This is a genomic window from Kocuria arenosa, from assembly GCF_042879215.1.
In the GTDB taxonomy this organism is placed as follows: Bacteria; Actinomycetota; Actinomycetes; order Actinomycetales; family Micrococcaceae; genus Kocuria; species Kocuria arenosa.
The window spans coordinates 232019-252927 of the sequence record NZ_JBHZTA010000006.1 but is presented as its reverse complement, the minus strand read 5'-3'; the positions used below and the strand labels follow the sequence as shown (position 1 = coordinate 252927).

General features: G+C 63.7%; 19 protein-coding genes and 2 pseudogenes. 13 read left to right on the top strand and 8 right to left on the bottom strand.

Features of this window, described 5'->3' with window-relative positions; translation table 11 throughout:
• Positions 1–11: 11 nt before the first annotated feature.
• From ACFYE3_RS12330 to ACFYE3_RS12315, 4 genes are read left to right on the top strand one after another with little or no spacing between them, the layout of a single operon-like run.
• On the top strand, positions 12–1160 hold the full coding sequence (locus ACFYE3_RS12330; protein WP_387806122.1) for a hypothetical protein: 1149 nt from the start codon (positions 12–14) through the stop codon (positions 1158–1160).
• A complete protein-coding gene (locus ACFYE3_RS12325; protein WP_387609511.1) occupies positions 1129–2142 on the top strand; it encodes a nitroreductase family protein in 1014 nt (337 codons plus the stop codon). Before ACFYE3_RS12330 ends, ACFYE3_RS12325 begins: the two co-directional genes overlap by 32 nt.
• Positions 2142–3404, top strand: a complete 1263-nt coding sequence (locus ACFYE3_RS12320) for a polysaccharide pyruvyl transferase family protein (protein ID WP_387609509.1) — start codon at positions 2142–2144, stop codon at positions 3402–3404. The genes ACFYE3_RS12325 and ACFYE3_RS12320 overlap by 1 nt, the downstream gene beginning before the upstream one ends.
• Before the next feature lie 30 nt (positions 3405–3434).
• Complete coding sequence (locus tag ACFYE3_RS12315) at positions 3435–4955, top strand: hypothetical protein (RefSeq protein ID WP_387806119.1); 1521 nt, start codon at positions 3435–3437, stop codon at positions 4953–4955.
• Here ACFYE3_RS12315 and ACFYE3_RS12310 read toward each other — a convergent pair.
• Positions 4893–5114: a transposase gene (locus ACFYE3_RS12310; protein WP_387609505.1), complete on the bottom strand. Its 222-nt coding sequence runs from the start codon at positions 5112–5114 to the stop codon at positions 4893–4895. The two genes, ACFYE3_RS12315 and ACFYE3_RS12310, sit on opposite strands and share 63 nt — an antisense overlap.
• A gap of 96 nt (positions 5115–5210) precedes the next feature.
• Positions 5211–5333, bottom strand: a pseudogene (locus ACFYE3_RS12305) (IS110 family transposase); the annotation flags it as partial.
• Positions 5334–5623: 290 nt separating this feature from the next.
• Between ACFYE3_RS12305 and istA the strand changes: the two are divergent.
• The 3 genes and pseudogenes from istA (at position 5624) to ACFYE3_RS12290 (ending at position 7922) form a co-directional block, all read left to right on the top strand.
• Positions 5624–6832, top strand: coding sequence for an IS21 family transposase (gene istA, locus ACFYE3_RS12300; protein WP_387609502.1), 1209 nt, complete (start codon positions 5624–5626; stop codon positions 6830–6832).
• A pseudogene (gene istB / locus ACFYE3_RS12295) lies at positions 6829–7609 on the top strand (IS21-like element helper ATPase IstB). The gene istA and the pseudogene istB overlap by 4 nt, the downstream one beginning before the upstream one ends.
• Before the next feature lie 91 nt (positions 7610–7700).
• Positions 7701–7922, top strand: a complete 222-nt coding sequence (locus ACFYE3_RS12290; RefSeq protein WP_387609565.1) for an ATP-binding protein — start codon at positions 7701–7703, stop codon at positions 7920–7922.
• Positions 7923–8093: 171 nt separating this feature from the next.
• Here the strand turns inward: ACFYE3_RS12290 and ACFYE3_RS12285 are convergent, their stop codons facing one another.
• The 3 genes from ACFYE3_RS12285 to ACFYE3_RS12275 all read right to left on the bottom strand — a co-directional run bounded on the left by ACFYE3_RS12285 (position 8094) and on the right by ACFYE3_RS12275 (position 11840).
• A complete protein-coding gene (locus tag ACFYE3_RS12285) occupies positions 8094–9170 on the bottom strand; it encodes an acyltransferase family protein (RefSeq protein ID WP_387609496.1) in 1077 nt (358 codons plus the stop codon).
• A gap of 365 nt (positions 9171–9535) precedes the next feature.
• A complete protein-coding gene (locus ACFYE3_RS12280) occupies positions 9536–11074 on the bottom strand; it encodes a sugar transferase (RefSeq protein WP_387609495.1) in 1539 nt (512 codons plus the stop codon).
• A 304-nt stretch (positions 11075–11378) separates the two neighbouring features.
• The gene (locus tag ACFYE3_RS12275; RefSeq protein ID WP_387609493.1) at positions 11379–11840 is read right to left on the bottom strand and encodes a hypothetical protein; all 462 of its coding nucleotides are present in this window, start codon (positions 11838–11840) and stop codon (positions 11379–11381) included.
• A gap of 338 nt (positions 11841–12178) precedes the next feature.
• On the opposite strand from ACFYE3_RS12275, the gene ACFYE3_RS12270 reads away from it, so the two are divergent.
• Positions 12179–13729, top strand: coding sequence for a Mur ligase family protein (locus ACFYE3_RS12270; protein ID WP_387609490.1), 1551 nt, complete (start codon positions 12179–12181; stop codon positions 13727–13729).
• A gap of 67 nt (positions 13730–13796) precedes the next feature.
• Here ACFYE3_RS12270 and ACFYE3_RS12265 read toward each other — a convergent pair whose 3' ends face one another.
• Positions 13797–14213, bottom strand: a complete 417-nt coding sequence (locus tag ACFYE3_RS12265; RefSeq protein WP_387609487.1) for a VOC family protein — start codon at positions 14211–14213, stop codon at positions 13797–13799.
• Positions 14214–14400: 187 nt separating this feature from the next.
• Here ACFYE3_RS12265 and ACFYE3_RS12260 point away from each other — a divergent pair, with 187 nt between their 5' ends.
• Entirely contained in the window at positions 14401–15066 is a 666-nt protein-coding gene (locus tag ACFYE3_RS12260) for a calcium-binding protein (RefSeq protein WP_387609485.1), read from the top strand.
• A gap of 87 nt (positions 15067–15153) precedes the next feature.
• Here the strand turns inward: ACFYE3_RS12260 and ACFYE3_RS12255 are convergent, their stop codons facing one another.
• A complete protein-coding gene (locus ACFYE3_RS12255) occupies positions 15154–16638 on the bottom strand; it encodes a sugar transferase (RefSeq protein WP_387609483.1) in 1485 nt (494 codons plus the stop codon).
• Between the two features lie 351 nt (positions 16639–16989).
• Here ACFYE3_RS12255 and ACFYE3_RS12250 point away from each other — a divergent pair, with 351 nt between their 5' ends.
• From ACFYE3_RS12250 to ACFYE3_RS12235, 4 genes are all read left to right on the top strand, one after another.
• On the top strand, positions 16990–17790 hold the full coding sequence (locus ACFYE3_RS12250) for a WecB/TagA/CpsF family glycosyltransferase (protein ID WP_387609481.1): 801 nt from the start codon (positions 16990–16992) through the stop codon (positions 17788–17790).
• Between the two features lie 252 nt (positions 17791–18042).
• On the top strand, positions 18043–18660 hold the full coding sequence (locus tag ACFYE3_RS12245; RefSeq protein ID WP_387609480.1) for a 50S ribosomal protein L25/general stress protein Ctc: 618 nt from the start codon (positions 18043–18045) through the stop codon (positions 18658–18660).
• A 96-nt stretch (positions 18661–18756) separates the two neighbouring features.
• Positions 18757–19335, top strand: coding sequence for an aminoacyl-tRNA hydrolase (gene pth, locus ACFYE3_RS12240; protein ID WP_387609478.1), 579 nt, complete (start codon positions 18757–18759; stop codon positions 19333–19335).
• Positions 19332–20039, top strand: a complete 708-nt coding sequence (locus ACFYE3_RS12235) for a hypothetical protein (protein ID WP_387609475.1) — start codon at positions 19332–19334, stop codon at positions 20037–20039. The genes pth and ACFYE3_RS12235 overlap by 4 nt, the downstream gene beginning before the upstream one ends.
• A gap of 46 nt (positions 20040–20085) precedes the next feature.
• Here the strand turns inward: ACFYE3_RS12235 and ACFYE3_RS12230 are convergent, their stop codons facing one another.
• Positions 20086–20583: a DUF2505 domain-containing protein gene (locus ACFYE3_RS12230; RefSeq protein WP_387609474.1), complete on the bottom strand. Its 498-nt coding sequence runs from the start codon at positions 20581–20583 to the stop codon at positions 20086–20088.
• Positions 20584–20909: the final 326 nt, after the last annotated feature.

Genomic DNA, 20909 nt, shown 5'->3' with positions numbered 1-20909 from the left:
TCTCTATCGTAGTGGCCACTTGGATCATCCTCGTCGGGTCTATTCGGGCAGTTACCGGGGAATTGTTGACATACGACCACTCACATAGGCCAGACCAAGACAGAATAAAGTACCGACAAGGGGCTCAGGCAGGTGCACTGTACTTAGCATCTCTTGTAGCTGCCCTACTTGCTATTTCGAGTATTTTCTTGCCGGACTTAACCGTTCCATTGTCAATCTTGGCAACCGGACTTCCCGCATTTGTCGCGCAGGACAACAATCGCTTCATTCTTTCCAGTTTGAATTGGCAAGGCCGCGGATTACTGGTAGACGGGATATTCATAATAAGTCTCGCCGCGGGGTTATTCATGCCAAGGTCACCTGAATCGCTAAATGTGCTGCTACTAATCTGGGTGCTTTCGGCGTGGGCGGCGGCTTTGCTGGGAACAATACTAATAGGATTTAATGCATCACCAAAAGTAGCGCATAATTGGTTCATTTCTCAGTCTAAGCAAAGTCGCCTATATTTTTCCGATTTTTTCGTGGCTAACGCGGTGGCGAATTCTGCAGTATTCATAGTTGCATTTCTGTCGGGACCGGAAGCATCCGGGGCAATACGTGGTTCTCAAGTCTTGCTAGTTCCAATACTCCTCATAATGCGAGGTGCCAGCGTAGCCTTGGGTCCGCAAATGGCTCGCTACGCACGTAGTGGACGGCAACAGAAAGTAATTACGATAACCGTTGTTCTTACAGCCGCACAAGTAGCAGCAGTGCTTGCATGTTGGCTTGTAATCTCAATAATGCCTAGAAAGTACATCGAAAGTCTCCTCGGTAATTCCACGACAATTACTTTGGAAATTTTTCCCTACGCCGCTGCGGCGACACTTGCTCTTGGATCCGCCACCGTGGCGATGCTTGCTCTCAAAGCTTCTGGGAATGTTCGCTGGTCCGTTCGATTCAAAATTTGGACGGCACCGCTAACGTTAGGCTTGGTGATCCTAGGTGCCCACGAATGGTCAGCAGCTGGCTCCCAAATAGGTCTGGCTGTTGGGGAAGTGGTTAGGACCATTATGGAATGGATAGTACTCCTAACTTGGCATAAACGATCGAAAATTCCCACACCCAAACGCGAGAAAAAGGAACTGGTTAATGACGCAAAGGAGACCAAATCCGTTGGCTAACTTCAAGACGACAAAAGAGTCGATTCGCGCTAAGGCCGTGCCTGTGGCTAACACTTTAATAGAACCGCTGCTGGCCGTTCGGGAGTTTTCACAAGATGCCCTGAGGTATCTCAAATACAGTACGTCGAGAGACGGCGCGGTAACGCGACGATCAAATAGTAACTCCATCGAGGCGCAACTTACCAAAGATTATCATAGAATTGAAAAAGGGCTAACTCTAGTAGAACCAAAACGCCCTTTCGGGAGCCGAGTCGAGGCCCGTATCGAGGCTTTACTGCCTGAGCTACAAAAACGAAGTCCACATTCACCGGCATTAGAGCACTCGGAAACGGCGTTGAAGGCGCTAAAAGCGTGGAATGACCATGCGCGAGTGGACGATGCTATAGCGCCCGCCCATAATCTCTCGGCTCGCCCCGGGGAGAACTTGTCCGCTGATATGTTTTTCTCAAGCCGGCACAGTGTCAGGAATTTTGACACCTCTCGTCCCGTTGGTCGGGATGTTATAGAAAGGGCCGCAGGTCTAGCCCAAACAACGCCCTCGGTTTGTAACAGGCAAGCTGGCCGACTTCACGTCTTCACAGACAGACATGACGTTCAACGAATTCTTCGGCACCAGAATGGCAACGCTGGATTTGCCAAAACTGTACCCGCCGTAGCCGTTGTCACTGTCGACACCCGTCTCTTTACGGGCGTCCATGAACGGCACCAACGGTGGGTGGATGGTGGTCTATTCGCCATGACCTTCGTTTGGGCCTTACATGCATTGGGTGTTCAATCATGCATGCTCAACTGGTCTCGGAATAATCGAGATAGTGATCGACTTCGTAATGAAGCAGCTATAGGTGGAAACGAAGACATCGTCGTGCTAGTGGCATTTGGTTTTGGTACGAGCGACCACAGAATCGCTCGTTCGCCGAAACGAGCGCTACGTGAAATCTTGACGTTGAAGACCGAGAACTCCGAAGAGACGGGGATAAATTAATGAACTTGACGAGTCAAGCCCTGCGCGGTTTCCGGGACTCTAGACTTTACGACTATTTCACTTCGTCGTCTCTTTACCGGTTAGGCGTATTGCACGGTGATCGGATTATCGGTCGGATAAGTAGACGATTCTCTGCTTGCCCCGAGGGCTCTCAAACTGGGCATATTCTTGTTGCCCCAACGGGTGGTGGGAACATTGGGGATCAAGCATTAGTGGAGGCGTTTTTGCAAACTGTCGATGGCAAAGTTACCATCTTGCTATCGAGTGCGGACGCGATTTCGATCCCAGCTGAGCATCAAAATCGAGTAATCGTTAAGTCAGGCCGAGCGTTTATTTATCTGCCGCCTCTCGTGCGCATTCCAGCTGTGTGGCGAATGACAAAGTTGATCAAGGCGGCTACGTCCGTCAGTGTTTTGGGTGCCGACCTGATGGATGGTCTATATAATGCGGGAGCTACAGTTGCCCGGGTAAGCACTCTTTGCCTCGCCCGTGAGCTGGGTAAGCCATCCGTGCTTGTCGGCTGCAGTTGGTCGGGGAGCGCTCGGAAAACTGCTGTGCTGGCCCTGCGTTTAGCAGCCGATTTGGGCGCGGTGGTGAACGCCCGCGATCCCGTCTCAGCCGAACGGATGAATCGCGACGGTATTTCGAATGTGCAACAGACGGCTGACATAGTTTTTGCTCTTACCGGTACCCACGTTAACAACGACGTAAGGCTGGCCATAGAGCGAGGTCGTGTCCTTGGCCGTCGGATCGCCGTCGTAAACATGAGTGGCCTCATTGGCAGGCGCTTCGATCAGCTTCCCGAATACAGGCAAATAGTATCCGCCCTGACGCGTCAGAACTACTTTGTTGTTTTGTTGCCGCATGTCTTTAGGTCAACTGGTGATGACTTGTCGGAGTGTGAGCGGCTCACTGATCAGTTGGGTCTGGAGACCATTTATCTGGTGGCGCAGCAACTTACGCCCCGGGAAGTCAAATGGCTCGTTGGAGAGTCTGACCTGGTTGTTACAGGCCGCATGCACCTGGCGGTCATGTCTCTCTCGAGTCGCCGGCCCGTCATAACTCTTGGCTCGCACGGAAAAGTGGAGGGGTTGTACGCCTACTTCCCTTGGATGCCCGGATTTGTCGAACCGACTCCGGGTTTCGGTACAGAGGTCGTCGCCGCAATTGAAGCGGTCTTGGGACGACAGGGAGACTGGGACCAAGCACTGACAGATGTGAAGCTGCTGGCCGAACGTAACGTGCTATCCCTTAAGCCATAGGCGGTCCAGATTATGTCTGTAGGAGCCACTTTGTCCAATACCTTGAGGCGCGACACCCGAGATATTGGTGTGGGCGCAGTCTCCATAGTGTGGACCTTTGCGTCAGCGGCCATGACTTACGGAATTCCCATTCTATTTTCACATTCTGGAAATTCCACCATTGCTGCCGTTCAGACATGTTTACTGGTGGTTGTTCTCACCTTAGTCACGTACCTTGTGGATCCAAGGTGTTATGTGCTTTATTGGCTTAGTTTGGTTCTCTTGCAGAATGTAATGGCAGGTTTCTGGCACTCGGGGCAGGCGGACGATATTCCGTTCGTGGTCACCGAGGCCAAAACCCTTTCCCTCATCGCGGCGGTAAGTTTGATGGGTGCCAGCATTGCTCGGCTTGTCAGGAATAGTCCGTGGATCGGCGTGGGCGCGGTCATATACTTCTCTTCTTTGTTGCTGAATGTTTCCGACTTATCTTTATCTATGCTGGCCAACATGCGCAATTTTGTGGCGCCGTTCCTCATCGTCCTTGTAGGAATCGTCGCGGCGGAACGTTTTTCGTACTGCATGCGCATTGAGTTTGTTTTCGTTTTGCTTAAGTTCGCATCATTCTGGCTTTTTATCGGTGCTATGGGTGAATTGATCATGGGAACTCTCAGTTGGCGAAATGCATTCTCCGTCTCGTCTATAGGTGGATTGAATTCACTGGCCGAATCGACTTCCCTTTTTGGGGTATCGTTTTCTAGAACCGGCGGTATCCTTTTCGAGCCTGTTAATGCCGGATATATTGCTGCCTCAGTTTTAGTGGTGCTTATCGTTATCCGTTATTTCTTGCGTTATCGGGCGGAGACACTCGCTTGGGTATTGTGTTTTTCAGGGGCATCAGTGGCATTGCTGTTAGCGGCAACGAAAAATGCCCTTTTGATGTTTGCTATCGTGTGTGTCATTTGGTTATTTACTCGATATTTAACTGGACGGTCCGGTGTGGCAGTTATCTCCGCTTGGATAATGTCTTTCCTGGCCACCCTGTTGTATGGAACTGTTGTTAAGGGCACTGGCTATCTAGCCGGCGTGTGGTCGAACCCCATTGGAGTTAGTGGTGGTGAGAGTACAAGCATTCATATGGCGGGTCTTATTTCCGGTTTTAAAGGTCTGGTTTCCGCGCCGTTTGGCATGGGGATTGGTTCTGGTGGCAATTTTTACCGGTTGTATAACCCCGAGATAAGTCGAGAAGTGTGGTTGGGATCAGGTAGCGAAAGTTCGTGGGGAACGCTTGCTTTCCAGTCGGGCTTTTTGGCTATTTTAGGTTTTGTTGTTCTAATTTTAGTTTTAGCTTCTAAAGGTGGTGAGGCGACGATGGTTCTCATTGCGGTATGGTCTGGAGCCTCGTTATTTACTGAAGCGTTTTTTGGCCCCATTGCTTGTAGCGTGCTCCTGCTAGCTGCGGGCCTATTGTGGCGCGACGTTGGTAAGACCAGGAGACGGAGTCCTTCACATTTAGGTGTGCGTAGGGACCTGTCGCCAGGGCTGGTGGCCGCCAGCCGCGAGCAGGGCTTGTAGGTGATAATTGTGGATGTTGCGTGATGCGGGGGCGACCTGGCGCATCGTCTCGGTCAGCCCGTTGATCGATTCCGTGAAGCCGGTCGATGCCCCAGCAGTATCGAAGTGGGCCAAGATCGCGAACTCCCACCGGCGCAGGGTCCGTCTTAGCCGGGCCATTTCCGAATCTGGTCAGGTCGGGAACGAGCCGAGGATCTTGGCGATGAGCTGGCGTCCCTGTGCGGGGCGGGCGTGTTAGACCGCGTTCCATGATGGCCGCAGCCGGGTCTCGTCGTTGGGCAAGGCCTTGTCGTAGACGGTCTTCCCTGCGGCGGTCACGGCCACCGGCTGGTGGTCGGACTTGCCGACGAACACCCCCGGCAGTGGCTGCTCTGACATGGCTGAGCCCCTTCTCATCCAGTGCCGCACGAGCATGCTGGCCGGCCCGAGGGTGGTGGCGCTCGGCACCCACGTTACGAAGGCCCTGAACCAGCGGCCCTGCCTAAACTAGAGATCCGCGATCACCGGACCGGTCCTCGGTGACAACACCCCCGGATCATGGGTGACTGGGGGCAAACGATCATGCCGAGGACCGGCCGGTCAGCAGTGTCGATGCCGTCTGAATACTGACCCTCGGGCGCCGAGCGAAAATTGACCCCCTCGGCGGTGATGCTGAGGGAGCGATCAGTGTGGAGAACTGGGCCGAGATCCGCCGGTTGCACCGGGCGGAGGGCATGCCGATCAAGGCGATTGCGCGGCAGCTGGGGTTGGCCAGGAACACGGTACGGGCAACGATCGCCAGCGATGTCCCGCCGAGGTACGAACGCGCTCCGACCGGCTCGATCGTGGACCCGTTCGTGCCGGGGATCGAGGCCCTGTTGCGGGAGTTCCCAACGATGCCGGCGTCGGTGATCGGCCAGCGCATCGGGTGGGAGCACTCGCCCTCGGTGCTGCGGGCCAAGGTCGCCCAGCTGCGGCCGCGCTACGCCCCACCGGATCCGGTGGACCGGGTGCGCTGGGGTGCTGGGGAGGTGATCCAGTGCGACCTGTGGTTCCCGCCGCCGGTGGTGCCCGACGAGCACGGGGTGGCCCGGTCCTTCCCGGTGCTGAGCATGATCTGCGCGCACTCCAGGTTCCTGATGGCGGTGATGCTCCCCTCGCGGGCCGGCGGGGACATCCTCGAGGGCATGCGCGTGCTGCTCGGGGATCTGGGGGCGGTGCCGAAGATGCTGCTGTGGGACAACGAGGCCGGCCTCGGCGCCCACCGGCGCCTGGCCCCGGCCACGACCGCTTTCGCCGGGACCTTGGGTACCCGGATCTGGCAGGCCCGCCCCTACGACCCCGAGACCAAGGGCATGGTCGAGCGCGCCCACGGCTACCAGCGCACCTCGTTCCTGCCCGGACGCACGTTCACCTCCCCGGCCGACTTCAACACTCAGCTGCAGGACTGGCTGGACGAGGTGGTCAACCGGCGGAAGGTGCGCGCCGTGGGCGCCCGCCCGATCGAGGTGCTCGATGCCGATCAGGCCGCGATGGGGGTGCTGCCGCCGGTGGCCCCGGCCACGGGCCTGAGCAGCACGACCCGGCTGGGACGGGACTATCACCTGCGCCTGGCCGGGGTCGACTACTCCATCCACCCAGAGGCGATCGGGCGGATCGTGAACGTGCGCGCCGATCACCACACCGTTACCGCCACCACCGCCGGGCGCGAGGTGGCCTGCCACTCCCGGCTGTGGGCCGGCACCGGCACCGTCACCGACCCGGTGCACGTGGCCGCGGCCGCCGCAGCTCGTGCGGCCTACCAGCAGCGCCCGACCCGGGCCGCAGGGCCTAGGGAGTTCGCCGTGCCCACCCGGGATCTGGCCGTCTACGACCAACTGATCAGGAGAGCCTCATGAACCCGACCACCGACCCGGCCAAGGAGATCGGCTACCTGTGCCGGGCGATGAAGACCCCGCAGATCGCCGAGCTGGCCGGCCCCCTGGCCGCCCAGGCCCGCACCGAGCACTGGTCCTACGAGCAGTACCTGGCCGCGGTGCTGGGCCGGCAGGTCGCCACCCGTACCGCCAACGGCAACCGACCGGCTGCGGATCGCCGGGGCCCACTTCCCGCAGATGAAGACCCTCGAGGACTTCGACCCCAGCGTGCTGGCCGCCCGGGAGAACGAGCTGCTGGCGCACCTGGCGACCACGACCTTCGTGCCCCGGACCGAAAACGTCGTGCTGCTCGGGCCCCCAGGGACCGGCAAGACCCACCTGGCGATCGCCCTGGGTATCTGCGCGGCCAACCACTCCTACCCGGTGTTCTTCGACACCGCCACCGGATGGATCACCCGCCTGCTCGCCGCCCACAACACCGGCACCCTGGAGAAGGAATTGCGCCGGCTGCGCCGCTACCGGGTGCTGATCATCGACGAGGTCGGCTACATCCCCTTCGAAGCCGAGGCCGCCAATCTCTTCTTCCAGCTCATCGCCAACCGCTACGAGCACGGATCGGTCATCGTGACCTCGAACCTGGCCTTCTCCCAGTGGGGCCACACCCTCGGCGACGACGTGATCGCCGCGGCCACCATCGACCGCTTCATCCACCACGCCCACGTGCTCACCATGGACGGAGCCTCCTACCGCACCCGCCGCTACACCACCGAGGAGGGGTCAGATTTCGGTCGGCGATAAGGGGTCAATATTCACTCGGCGTTGACACAGCACCCCTCCATCCTGCTGGATGGACGGGTCACGAAGAAGGTAACGGGGCTTCTGGGGCGAGATCCAGGGTGACACCACCGTCGCCGCGGCCCTGCTCGACCGGCTCCTGCACCACTCCATGGTCTTCAACTCCGATGGGAACGACTGCCAGCTGCGCCCACCAAGTCCGCGCCGACACCCTGCGCCGCACGATTACCGGCACCCCACGGCCGCTACAGCGACCACAACCACCGGATGGGAAGAATCATCGAGCATTCCTGGGGTATTCAGAAACCGCCGTTAGCGACGCGCACGAGACAATGCGAAGGCCCCTCGAACATCTCACACTTCCAAACTACTGGTTCCAAGTCCCAGGGTTTCGGAAAGATGACGACACGACCAAGGTCTACATGCAATTGCATTTGCAAAAGGCCCACTTTGCGTAGTGGCAGATTGTGCCAGTGTGTCTTACGGCTCAAACACCGAAGCCTGAAGTGGGTCTGGCAACAGCGGCGCTACGACGCCCCAGATAAGTCTTGCCAATTTTTATCATTGGCTCCTCAACTATCAAACGCATTAGCCAGGCGGTTAGAATGGCAACCCCCAGAGCCGCCGCGGCCGTCAGACCTGCAAGAACGGGACCGCCAGAGGGCAAAGCCAGCTCAACGGCATTAATGGCAAATCCGTGAGTAAGGTAAAAAGCGTAAGAAATTTGCCCTAGGAACATCATGGGTCGCGAGCCCAGCCATGCGACACTAGGACTTGTGGTCGTGACGACACCGGTCAGCATGACGGCTACAAGCAGTCCAAATGGTATGTAAAGCGACCCTTGGGGAAGTATTTGATTGGTGGAGACTTGGAGCGTCGCCAGGATTAGAGTCGTCGCCAAAAGGATCCGGCTGTGCCCAAGAATTTTGAGCCGGTTATACCAAGAAGGGTGATTGAGGAGCATGGCAATAATGCAACCCAAAGCTATTAATGCGTAAGGTTGTAAGATGATGGAAACGTCACCGAGCACAGCCGTGACGGTGAAGGCAACAACAAAAAAGACCAAGAACAACATTCTGGCCCGAAAGCGACGGGATAAAATAACAAACCCGAGCAGTGGCCAAAATAGGTAGAACTTTTCCTCAATGCCTAACGACCATGCGATTGAAAACGGCACCTCCGTGGCTTGGCCAAATAGCATGATGGGTCTTTCGGGGAAAAAGAACAAATAGAACGGAAGATTGTCCAGGAACACTTCTCGTTTATCAGCCTGCAAGCCGACGACTAGTAACAGAATGCAGTACGCAGCCAGGACTGCAAAATACACCGGGTAAATGCGGAACAGGCGGCGCAAATAGAATGCCTTAAGATCGATTTTGCCGGCCTTCGTTTCCTCACGGAGGGCTAATGTAGTAATGAGGTATCCACTGAGGACGAAAAAAATTGAAACCCCTGTGCCTCCATGCAGTCGGTGCCAAAAGTTGGGTTCCAGATGAACAGTGAAGACTAAAAGCACTGAAATGGCCCTTAGGCCATTAAGTTCATCAAAATACTTACGTTTCATGTAGGCATCATGGCTGAGCAATGAAAACCCTTCCCGTAATTAAAAGGCGCTTAGTCACATTAGTGCGCGATGGAACTCTAAATTAGCGTGTTATGGAAAACTAGATCGCAGGCCAGAATCTGCTAAGCAATCCTCCAGCCACGAAAGTTAGCGTTGTACGTGGTTTTCTGGGGCGCCTTCGCTACATGCATTCAAACCTCTAACCCATCGGTCTGAAGTCTTCGTTCGCATCTTAATTTAACTATTATTAGTGGCTGTGGCGCGACCTTAGCCGGTCTTTCTCGCAGTTCACAGCGAATGCCCGTGGGTGGGTTTGCTCCGCCTCATCGAAAATGTATGTAAATATCCTGACATGGAATGATTGTTTAGTAGGCACCTTCCTTGGCGACCACGGCCTTAAACGTGCGAATCAGGATCAGCATGTCTTGTACAGGTGACCAGTTCTCCACGTAGTAGAGGTCAAGGCGAACCGACTGTTCCCAGTCCAAGTTCGACCTCCCGGAGACCTGCCATAAACCGGTGATACCGGGCTTCACGCGCAGCCGGCGGTGGACGTAGTCCTCGTACTGCTCCACCTCGGCGGGGAGCGGGGGGCGGGGACCGACCAGGGACATCTCGCCCCTGAGAACGTTGAGGAACTGAGGGAGCTCGTCCAGGCTGTAGCGGCGCATCCACTTGCCGGGGGCGGTGACGCGGGGGTCGTCCTTCATCTTGAACAGCAGGCCGGCGCCCTCGTTCTGCTCCTTGAGGCGCTGCAGGACTTCCTCGGCGTCGGTGCGCATGCTGCGGAACTTCAGCATCTTGAACCGCGAGCCGTCCTGGCCGATGCGCTCCTGGGCGAAGAGGGCGGGGCCCTTGTCGTGGGTCTTGACAATCAGCGTCAGGGCGAGCAGGACGGGGGAGAGGACGAGCAGTGCGGCGCCCGAGCCGAGGATGTCCATGAGGCGCTTCGTCATGGCACGGCTGCGGCTCAGCTTGGGGGTGGCCACGTGGATGAGGGGAAGCCCAGCCACCTGTTGCATGTGGATGCGGGGGCCCGCGATGTCAGTGAGTCCGGTGTCCATGACCAGGCGGATGTGGGCGTCGGCGAGCTGCCAGCTGAGGTGGCGGATCTCAGTGGTGCCCAGGGGGACGTTGGAGGACAGGACGACGGTCTCGATGTCGCGCTCGTAGCAGGCGTCGACGATGCCCTCGACCGTGGGACGCTCACCCGGGGCCAGTGCATTGGGGGGAAGGTTCATGCGCTGCAGCTCGGCGGGGACCGGCTTGCGGGTCTCGGGGACGTAGATGGCGGCCGCGTCGAGCCCGGAGGTCGGGTGCTGGCGCAGGGACTTGATGAGGTCGCACGTGCCGGCCAGCCGGCCCACCACCATGGTCCTGGACAGCGCCTCGCCCCGGTACCGGTCCTTCACCAGTCCATCCCGCACGATGAAGCGCCCGAGGATCAGGAAGCCCAGTCCCAGGGGGAGGGCGAGCAAAACATAGCTGCGTGCCGTGGGGAGGTCGAAGCCGAAGGAGATGATCGCGATGGCGCCGAACAGCACGAGGCTCGAGTGCACCACCTGCCGGGTCTCCTCGAGGCCGTGGCCGATGAGCCGGACGTCCCGGGCGCCGCGGGCGCCGAGGTGCATCCACCAGACCAGGGCCAGGGCGACACCGACGATCCAGTAGGGGACCGAGAAGTCCCCGCCGAGGTGCAGGCCGGCGTTCTCCAGCTGGAACCGGAGCAGGTGAGCGCCGAGGAGGGTGACGATCAGCGCCAGGCCGTCGGCCCAGCGCATGCGGGTCAGGTAGGTGGATCGCCAGCCGGATGGGGACGCGGCGTCGCGAACGGTGGTGCGGGTGGCGTTGAGCTGCGGACGCTGGTGGTCGTCCGCTCGGCTGATCTCGTTGGCCTTGAGCATGCTGGTGCTCCCTCCCCGAAAAAGCACGCGGCCACCTGGGGTTGTCTCTTCCCAGCCCGTGGGGGAGACGGTGGACCGCGCGCTGCATTGCACTTGTCGCCAGTTTAGTGGCGCAAATCGATGAAACTGGCTCTATGACGAAAGGTGTTTGCACGTGCACTTGATTGCGCCGGGAACTCGCGGAACAGCATTGTGCCTAGTGGTGACGGGGGTCACGGCGTCGGGCGGGGAAGTCTGCCCCGACGCGGACGGTGCCGTCTCGTGTCCCCCAATCGGGGGACTGTGGTGCCCTTGGGCGTGCGGCTCAGGCGGCGCGAGCGTGTGAGTCGGCGTGGCCGGCGGTGCGGAGGTGCTCGGCCTTGAGGCGGCGGAGGTTCAGCGCCAGGCAGTTGGGGGCGTAGGCCGGGCGGAACACGACGGGCGTGCCCTCGTAACCGTGGGTGGCGAGGATCTCGCCCAGGGCGGCCTCGTGACGCTCGAGGAGCACGTGGCCGAAGTAGTGCTCGTTGAAGAGATACGCCAGGTCCAGGGCGTAGGCCCAGGTGGGGGTGCCGACCTCCATGGACGCCTTCGGGCAGGCCCAGTCGCTCGGGGTGCCGGCCGTGCGCAGCTGGATGCGCAGCACGCGGTCGAGGGCCTCGGGGGTGAAGGCCAGGGTGAGTTCGGCGACGTCCTCGACGATGTCGAGCTCCAGGAGGGTGAGGCCTGCGGGGGAGCAGGACTCGAGGTAGTGCTGGACGTCGGTGGCGAGGGGGGTGGTGCGCATCGGATTCTCTTTCGTCCGTCGAGGGGTACGGATCTTCGGGTACTCCGAGCGTATCCGGGTGACAGTCCTAGTGGGGGGCCGATTCTGTCCCCACATGGTCCCCATCGGACCGGACAAAAGTCTATTGTCACGCCCTTGTTCCTATGCGGAGAGTGGTTCGGTGTAGACCATTGTCCAGTACGGATTTCCAAGATGTGTCTGGGGCCACACAGGCATTGCTGTTGACGCGGCAACCGTGCGTGTATTCATACGTGTGCTGACTTCTTTCCGGGCGCGGATACGCTGGAACGGTGAATCCTCCTGAGCGAGCGCGGGGCAGGCGGTCGTCGCCCGGACCGGTGCTCCTCGCCGAGCTGGTGCACGACATCGGGGGGACGATCGCTGCGGGAGACGTCCTTGTTGACCCGGTGGTGCGCCGGGTGGTGGAGGACCACCGCGAGGCCGGCCCGGGCGACCTCTTCGTCGCCCTGCAGGGCGGTCGGGGCCACGGCGTCCAGCACGCCGCGGCGGCGGTCCGTGCCGGTGCGGTCGCGGTGCTCACCGACCGCCAGGGTGCGCAGCTTCTGGAGCAGGGCATCAGAGTGCCCGTGGTCGTCGTCGACGAACCGCGGGCCGCGCTGGGCCCGGTGGCCGCCCGGTTGCACGGCCACCCGGCCGGGGACCTGACGATGCTGGGGATCACGGGCACGAACGGAAAGACCACCACCGCCTATTTTCTCGAGGCGGCACTGCTCCGCCTGGGCCGCCGCCCCGGTCTGCTGAGCTCTCCGGAGACCGTGGTGGGCGACCGGCGCCTGCGCAGCGTGGTCACCACCCCCGCCGCTCCGCGGCTGCAGGAGCTGCTGGCGCAGATGCGGAACGCGGGCAACGACGCGTGCGTCATGGAGGTCAGCAGCCACGCCCTGGACCAGCACCGGGTGGACGGCATCCACTACGACGTGGTCGCCTTCACCAATCTCTCTCACGAGCACCTGGACTACCACGGGGACATGGCGTCCTACTTCGCCGCCAAGGCTCGTCTCTTCACCCCCGGGTTCGCGTCCCGGGCGGTGGTCGTGGTCGACGACGACGGCGGGCGCCGCCTCCGCGATCTGGCCGGCCGCCGCGGGGTGCCCGTGGTGAGCCTGGCCAACGATCCCGGGGTGGACGCGCCGTGGCACGTCGTGGGAGAGCGGGGCGAGGACGCCTTCTTCCTACGAGGCCCGGCCGGCAGCCTCGCGCTGCGCACACCCTTGCCCGGGGAGCACAACCGGACCGACACCGCGGTGGCCGCGCTCGTGCTGCTCGAGCTCGGGGTCCCTCCTTTTGAGGTGGCGGCCGCGCTCGACGGGCCGATGAGCGTGCCGGGCCGGATGGAGCACGTCGACCTCGGCCCGGGGTGGCCCCGCGTCGTCGTCGACTTCGCCCACACCCCGGACGCGCTCGCGTCCTCGGCGGCCGCGCTGCGGGCGCGCACTTCCGGGCGGCTCGTGGTGACCGCGAGCTCCGGCGGGGACCGCGACCCCAGCAAGCGGGAACCCGCCGGAGTGGCGGCCGTGGAGTCCGGCGCCGACGTGGTCCTGGTGACGGACGACAACCCCCGGTCGGAGGACCCGGCAGCCATCCGCGCCGCGGTGATGCGGGGAGTCCGCTCCGCCGTGGCCGCACGTCGATCGGCCGGTCTGCCCGTGCCCGAGGTCCGCGAGCTGCCGACCCGGCGGGAGGCCATCCGGTTCGCCCTGGAGACGGCCGGGCCGGACGGCACGGTGGTGCTCAACGGCCGGGGGCACGAGTGGTGGATGGAGATCGGCCCGCGGGGGAGCCGGGTGCCGTTCGTCGACCGCGACGAGGTCCTCGCGGCCGCCGCCGCGATCTCCCTCGCCAGGAACGCTCCTCGTCCCGGCCTCTGACGGTGCTTGTCGCGTCGGCGTGCGGCACCCGTGCGGCCTGGGCTGTGCGGTGGAGTTCTGTGCGGGCCTACGCGACGAAGATGCAGAACGGGTGGCCGGCGGGATCGGCGAACACGTACAGCGGTTCCTCCGGGTCGTCCGCGCGATCGAGTAGCAGCTCGGCTCCGAGCTCGAGGGCTCGTGCCCTCTGGAGCTCGAGCGCTTCCTGGTCCGGGACGGTCAGGTCCAGGTGCAGCTGCTGCGCGACCCCCGAAGGGTCGGGCCACGTCACCCGGGGCAGAACGGGGACGGCCTGGAACGCCAGTTGTCGTGCTCCCTGCGCGTTAGTGAGGACCAGCCAGTCGTGATCGTCGGCAGATCCGTGCGCCGGGGGCTCGTCCCCGGGTCGGTACTGCAGGCCCAGCAGCTCCCGGTAGAACTCGGCCAGCTCCCGGACGTCCGTCGCGTCCAGCACCGTAGTCTGCAACTGCGGATGATCGGCCATGCGTCCACTCCCTGCGCTCGTTCCCACGTCCCACGGTAGTCAATGTCGGGCCGTGGCGGCACCGTCCGCGGGCGGCAGGTGTCTCCGCCCGCGGGCCCAGCCCGCGGGTCCGAGAAGTCCTGAGGGCCCCGCGAATGACGTGGCGACGGAAGAGTAGTCACACCGCCGTCACGTCGTCGCGGTGATCATGGCCCTGCAGGAGGTCGCCATGAAAACCACGGTCCATCAGCGTCTGGCTGCTTCGGTCTCCGCTGTGCTGCTGAGCGCCGGCGCCTGCCTGGCGGGCGCGGCGCCGGCCCATGCTCAAGAGCTCTGTTTCGGTGCGGAGGCCACCATCGCCGGGACCGCCGGCGACGACGTGCTGATCGGCACGGACGCCGCCGACGTCATCATCGGCTTCGGCGGCGACGACATCATCTACGCCCGTGACGGCACCGACGTGGTCTGCGCCGGCGCCGGGGTCGATGTCGTCTGGGGCGGTGCGGACCGTGACCGGCTGGAGGGCCAGGGAGGCCCCGACTTCATGCACGGTGAGGACGGCAACGACCAGATCTTCGGGGGCAACGGGTTCGGGTGGCTCCGTGGCGGACCCGGTGACGACGTCCTGGTCGGTGGCCCGACCTTCGACTTCCTGGAGGGCGGTCGCGGCGTGGACATCGTGCTGGGTGATGCCGGGGACGACCGCCTGGCCGGTGGCGTCGACGACGACTACCTCGACGGCGGGGGCGGCCACAACAACAACGACGGCGGCCCGGGTGCCGATCTCTGCCTCGCGCCAGGTGCGGGCGAGCGGGCGGTGAGCTGCGAGACCGGCTCGCCGCCGGTCGAGGAACGTCTGCGGTGGAACGAATAGGCGGGGTTGCCGTGGCTGAGTGCCGGCGTCCTTCACGGCGTGGGGACGACGCGCTCACCCGGACCGGGCCGGCTTGCCGGCGACCTTTCAGTGCGCGCCCTCTTTGGCGACCACGGCCTTGACGGTGCGCAGCAGGATCACGAAGTCCTGGACCGGGGACCAGTTCTCCACGTAGTAGAGGTCCAGGCGCACGGCCTGCTCCCAGTCCAGGTCGTCGCGGCCCGAGACCTGCCACAGCCCCGTGATGCCCGGCTTGACCCGCAGCCGGCGGTGGACGTGCTTCTCGTACTGGGCGACCTCGGAGGGCAGCGGCGGGCGCGGGCCCACCAGCGACATCTCGCCCTTGAGGACGTTGAGGAACTGCGGCAGCTCGTCGAGGCTGTACTTGCGCATCCACCGGCCCGGGGTGGTGACCCGGGGGTCGTTCGCCATGAAGAACAGCACCCCGCCCTTGGCATCGTTGGCGGCCATCAGCTCGGCCTTGCGCTCCTCGGCGTCGGTGTACATGGAGCGGAACTTCAGCATCCTGAACGTGGAGCCGTCCAGTCCGGTCCGCTCCTGGGCGAAGAGCACGGGCCCGCCGTCGTGCGTTTTCACGATCATGGCGAGCACCAGCATGACGGGGGAGAGGGCCACCAGTGCGGTGACCGCGCCGGCGATGTCGACCAGGCGCTTGAGCATCCGCCGGGAACGGCTCAGTCGCGGGGTGGAGACGTGGATCAGCGGCAGCCCGGCCATCTGCTGGGTGTGGATGCGCGGGCCGGCGATGTCGGTGAGCCCGGTGTCCAGCACCAGGCGGATCCGCTCGTCGGCCAGGTACCAGCTCAGGTGCCGGACCTCCTCCGAGCTCAGCGGCGCGCTCGCGGCCATCACCAGGGTCTCGATGCGGTGGGCGTGGCACGCGGCCACGATGCCTTCCACGCTCGGCTTCTCCCCGGCCGGCAGCATGTTTTCGGGCACCGGCACCCGGGCCAGGTGGTGCGGCAGCACCCGGGACGACGACGGCGCGTAGACCGCCACCGGGTCGAAGCCCGCGGCAGGGTTCTGCTGCAGGGACTTGAGCATCTCCACGACCCCCGGCACACGCCCGACCACCAGGGTCCGGGACATCGCCTCGCCGGCCAGCCGGCGGCGGGTCAGCCCCCGCCGCACCAGGCCGCGTCCTGCGAGCAGCAGGATCGTGCCCAGCGGCAGGGCGATCACCACGTAGCTGCGGGCCATCGGCACGTTGAGCACGTAGGACAGGATCGCCAGGGCGCCGAAGAGCACCAGCGTGGCGGAGACCACCTGGCGGTTCTCCTCGACGGCGTAGCCGATCAGTCGGACGTCGCGGGCGCCCCGCAGTTCCAGCCAGCCCCACCAGGCCCCGCCGAGCAGGGTGCCCACCAGCCAGTACGGCACGGTGAGCTGGTCGGTCACCAGCGCCTCCTGCTCGAAGCCGAAGCGCACCAGCTGCGTCAGCACGAGCGTCACGGCCAGGGCCGCCGCGTCCACGCGGCGCAGGCTGCTGATGTGGGTCTCCCGCCAGGCGGCAGGGCGCACGGACATGTTCTTCTTCAGCACGTTGGTCACTCCCCCCGAGTGTGCGGGGGCCGGAACACTCCTCCTACGCCCCCCGGCGTGGTTCCGGCCCCCATCGATGACTTTACAAGTGCACATCGATGCAAACAGGTGCTTAACAGGGGACAGTTCCGAGGGGGTCGATGCTCCACTGTCTTTGCTAGCGTAAATGCAGGTGCATGTTCGTGGATCGCCAGGGCTGGTGGTCGTGGGACGTGCGCTGCAGGGGGTGCCGGTCCGCCGGCGGGATCCGGGGGGATCCTGCGGCGCCACGGACGGTACGTCCTGCGAAGACGCCGGCCCGGTCTCTGGTCCCGGCGGGGGAGCGAGGCGCCGCAGAGGCGCAGCACAGGGGGAGTTCGCATGTTGAAGTACCAGACCCGTGCCCAGAGCACGGGCCCGATCGAGATCCCGGTCAGCGGTGTCCGGGTGACGCCCATGGACGCCGAGGAGCTGCACCGGTGGATCTCGGCCACGTGGCTGGAGCGGCGCAAGGCCGCCGTCCTCGCCCACAACCTGCACAGTCTCTACACGTGGGAGGTCAACCCGACCTTCCGCGCCTTCTACGAGAAGGCCGATGTGGTGCTGACGGACGGCTTCCCCGTCCTGAAGCTGGCCAAGTGGCGGTCCGGGCGCGATCTCAGCGCCAAGCGGCACCGCCTGGGCACCCTGGACTGGCTGCCCGACCTGATGGGGCGCAGCCCGGTGCGGCGCGTCGCCGTCGTCGGCGCAACTCCTGAGGGCAACGCCCGTACTGTGGACATGCTCCGGCGGGACGCGCCCGCTGGGCGGATCGAGGGCTGGCCCGGGGAGGGCTGGAACCCCGTGCTCGAGGACCACATCGTCCGGTCCCTCCAGGAGTTCCGGCCGGACTTCGTCATCGTGGGCCTGGGCATGCCGCTGCAGGAGGAGTTCCTGAGCCGGCGCTGGGATGAGCTGCCCACCGCGATCTACGCCGCCGTCGGCGGCGGGATCGACGAGTACGCCGGCATCCAGAAGCCGCCGCCGCGGTGGCTCGGACCCATGGGTCTCGAGTGGGCCTACCGATTGGTGACCCAGCCGCGGCGGCTGGGCCATCGGTACGTCGTCGAGCCGTGGATCCTCGCCTACCTGCTGGCGACCAAGGCCGTTCGGCGTGACGCGGTCACCGGCGCGGGTGCCTGAGTGGACTCCTCGCCGGGGCCCGGACCGTCCATCCGGGCCGGTGCGGTCCTGTCCGCCGTGCTAGCCTTGTCCGGTTGCCAAGGCGAGGGGACCCTGCGGGTCCCGTGATCGACGACGGCTGGTTGAACGTTCCCGCCCCCACCGGTGCGGCGCCCGGCAAGGCGTGCCGCACAGCGTCCAGAACGCGGGGGAGGGTCTGCGGCCGGTATCGCCTGGCCATTCAGACAACAGACCCGACTTCGAGGAGTTCCCATGGCTGACACCATCCGCATCCCCGCCACCACGCGCAGCGACTTCGGCAAGGGCTACGCCCGCCGCATCCGCAACAACAACCAGATCCCCGCGGTGGTCTACGGCCACGGCGCCGAGCCGCAGCACGTGGTCATCCCCGGCCACGAGACCATGCTCGCCGTGCGCCACTCCAACGCCGTGCTCGAGCTCGACGTCGAGGGCGCCACCCAGCTGGTCATGGTCAAGGACATCCAGCGCCACGCCACCCGCCCGGAGATCCTGCACGTGGACCTGCTCGCCGTGCGCCGCGGTGAGAAGGTCGAGGTCGAGATCCCCGTCCACGTCATCGGCGAGGTCGACCAGACCGCCGTGCACAACGTCGAGGAGAACACCCTCACGGTCGAGGCCGACGCCCTGAACGTGCCCGACGCCGTCACCATCAACCTCGACGGCCACGGCGTGGGCGACCACGTCTACGCCGCCGACGTCCGCCTGCCCGAGGGCGTGACCATGGTCTCCGACCCGGAGCTGCTGGTCATCAACGTCTCCGAGCCCCAGGCCCAGGACCTCGGCGAGGAGTCCGCCGGCGGCGAGGACGAGACCCCCGAGGGCGACGTCGTCCCCGAGAACGAGGCCTGAGCCTCACCGCTCAACCGATTCTCCGAAGTGCGGGGCGGCTACGGCCGCCCCGCACTTCGCATGACCGCACTCTTCCCAACTTCGATGGAGGCACCGATGTCCGACGCATGGCTGGTCGTGGGACTGGGCAACCCCGGCCCCGAGTACGCCCGGACCCGGCACAACGTGGGGCAGATGGTCCTCGACGAGCTCGCCTCCCGCCTCGGCGGCGCGTTCAAGGTGCACAAGGCCCGCGCCCAGGTCCTCGAGTCCCGGTTGCGCCCCGGCGGGCCACGGGTGGTGCTGGCCAAGCCCATGACCTACATGAACCTCTCCGGCGGGCCCGTGGCCGGGCTCGCCAGGTTCTACGACATCCCGGCCGAGCGGGTCATCGCCGTGCACGATGAGATCGACATCCCCTTCGCCGCCCTCAAGCTCAAGATCGGCGGGGGAGAGGGCGGGCACAACGGCCTGCGGGACATGTCCAAGGCCCTTTCCACCAAGGACTACTACCGGGTGCGCGTGGGCGTGGGCCGTCCGCCCGGTCGGATGGACGCCGCCTCCTACGTGCTCAAGCCGTTCTCCTCGACCGAGGGCAAGGAGCTGCCCTTCCTGCTCGACGACGCCGCCGACGCGGTCGAGCACCTCGTCGAGAACGGGCTGCTCGAGGCGCAGCAGAAGTTCCACGCCCGGTGACGCTCGCCCGCGAGCTGTGGGCGCGGGAGCTCGCAGTGCCCTGGCCTGTGCGGATCGCAGGTGCGGCCATGGTGGTCAACGCGCTGATGCTGATCGCCCACGTCATCCACCGCGGCGGCTTCGCGCTGGACCCGGACGGCAGCTCGTTTCGACCTTTCCGCTCGGGCGCGCTCTGGAACGGTGGAACTGACGGCTCGCTGATGGAGCTGTTCGGGCTGCTCCAGCTCGGCGCCGCCGCAGTACTTCTCCTTCGTCTGGGCCTGCGCGATGCGGCACACCGCGTGCTGGCCGCGTGGGGCGGTGTCTTCCTGCTGCTGATCGCCGACGACCTCTTCCGCATCCACGAGCGGGTGGGCGCCCGCCTCAGCCTGGACCGGGTGGTGCCCTCGCTGGGCGCAACCGCCGCCCAGGAGCTCGGCGGACTCGTCTTCTGGGCGGTGTCCGGACTCGTGCTGGTGGGCGGGCTGATCCGGCTGCATCGTGCGAGCGCGCCGACGGCCCGCTTCCAGTCTTGGGCGCTGCTGGCCACCGTGGTGCCGTTCGTGCTCGTCGCCGTGGGCTACGTCCTGTTGGGCGCCCTGCGCCCCGGGCTTTTCGACGGCCCCTGGGGCGAGGTCGCGGCGCTGGTGCGGATCACGGTGAAGCTGCTGACCATGACGCTCCTGCTCGTCAGAGCGGTGCGATTGAGCGCGGAGCCTCGATAGAACGCGAACACCTCAAGGACGGGCCTGTGCCGTGGGCGCAGCGGCGTCAGCGGCTCGCGAGCCAGGCCTCGGCCTCCTGGGACTGCAGGGACAGGGCCTTGCCGATGAACGGCTCGGCGGCCTCGGCGACCATCTTGCCCACGAACGGGATGTTGGCCTTGACCACGCAGTGCACGTGCACGTCGGTGGACTCGCCCTGCGGGGTGAGGGTCTGGGTCGCGGAGCCGGAGACCGGCAGCGCGCCCACAGAGATCTCGGTGCGCACCACCCGGATGCCGTCGGCGTCGGCGGTGTGGTAGGTGTCCACCTGGGTGAGCTGCACGGAGGAGCCTACGAACTTCCGGGCCATTTCCGGCAACCGGTCGGCGGCCATGTTGCGGACCGTGGTCACGGCGAACTGGGCCTCGACGTCCCCGATGACCTCCACCGACTCCAGGGTGGCACCGGCGCGGTGGGTCACGTGCCGGATGAACTCCTCGTCGATGAAGGTCACCACTACCTGGTCAAGGGGAGCTGGAACGGTGGTGGAGGCGGTGACGGTCATGGGTAGTTCCTCTCTGGCGGGATATGGGTGTACTCCATCCTAGGGTTCGCCTCGTCAGCCCAGACAGGGGAGCTGCATGCACGGCGCGACGGCAGGCATGAGCGAATATCGTCGAACCTTTGGCGGGGACGGACGCTTGATTTGCAGTTGAGAAGTTTGTTACCAGTTGTGATCATTGATCGATCAGTTGCCGAGTGGGATCCTTTGACCAGTAGCGCCACGGTGCCACTTCCTGATGAGATGCAGAGGGCGATGCGGATCGAAAAGGCGTCGAGCGTATCCAGGGCGATGTGACGCATGACCAGTTGACAGGACGTCTGTTCGCC

Coding starts and splice junctions, on each gene's coding strand:
- ACFYE3_RS12260 (WP_387609485.1), top strand. CDS start 14,401: ATGGCCCTGCAGGAGGTCGCCATGAAAACCACGGTCCATCAGCGTCTG.
- ACFYE3_RS12265 (WP_387609487.1), bottom strand. CDS start 14,213: ATGGCCGATCATCCGCAGTTGCAGACTACGGTGCTGGACGCGACGGAC.
- ACFYE3_RS12280 (WP_387609495.1), bottom strand. CDS start 11,074: ATGCTCAAGGCCAACGAGATCAGCCGAGCGGACGACCACCAGCGTCCG.
- ACFYE3_RS12230 (WP_387609474.1), bottom strand. CDS start 20,583: ATGACCGTCACCGCCTCCACCACCGTTCCAGCTCCCCTTGACCAGGTA.
- ACFYE3_RS12250 (WP_387609481.1), top strand. CDS start 16,990: ATGTTGAAGTACCAGACCCGTGCCCAGAGCACGGGCCCGATCGAGATC.
- ACFYE3_RS12320 (WP_387609509.1), top strand. CDS start 2,142: ATGAACTTGACGAGTCAAGCCCTGCGCGGTTTCCGGGACTCTAGACTT.
- ACFYE3_RS12310 (WP_387609505.1), bottom strand. CDS start 5,114: ATGGCCCGGCTAAGACGGACCCTGCGCCGGTGGGAGTTCGCGATCTTG.
- ACFYE3_RS12245 (WP_387609480.1), top strand. CDS start 18,043: ATGGCTGACACCATCCGCATCCCCGCCACCACGCGCAGCGACTTCGGC.
- pth (WP_387609478.1), top strand. CDS start 18,757: ATGTCCGACGCATGGCTGGTCGTGGGACTGGGCAACCCCGGCCCCGAG.
- ACFYE3_RS12325 (WP_387609511.1), top strand. CDS start 1,129: ATGACGCAAAGGAGACCAAATCCGTTGGCTAACTTCAAGACGACAAAA.
- ACFYE3_RS12285 (WP_387609496.1), bottom strand. CDS start 9,170: ATGAAACGTAAGTATTTTGATGAACTTAATGGCCTAAGGGCCATTTCA.
- ACFYE3_RS12275 (WP_387609493.1), bottom strand. CDS start 11,840: ATGCGCACCACCCCCCTCGCCACCGACGTCCAGCACTACCTCGAGTCC.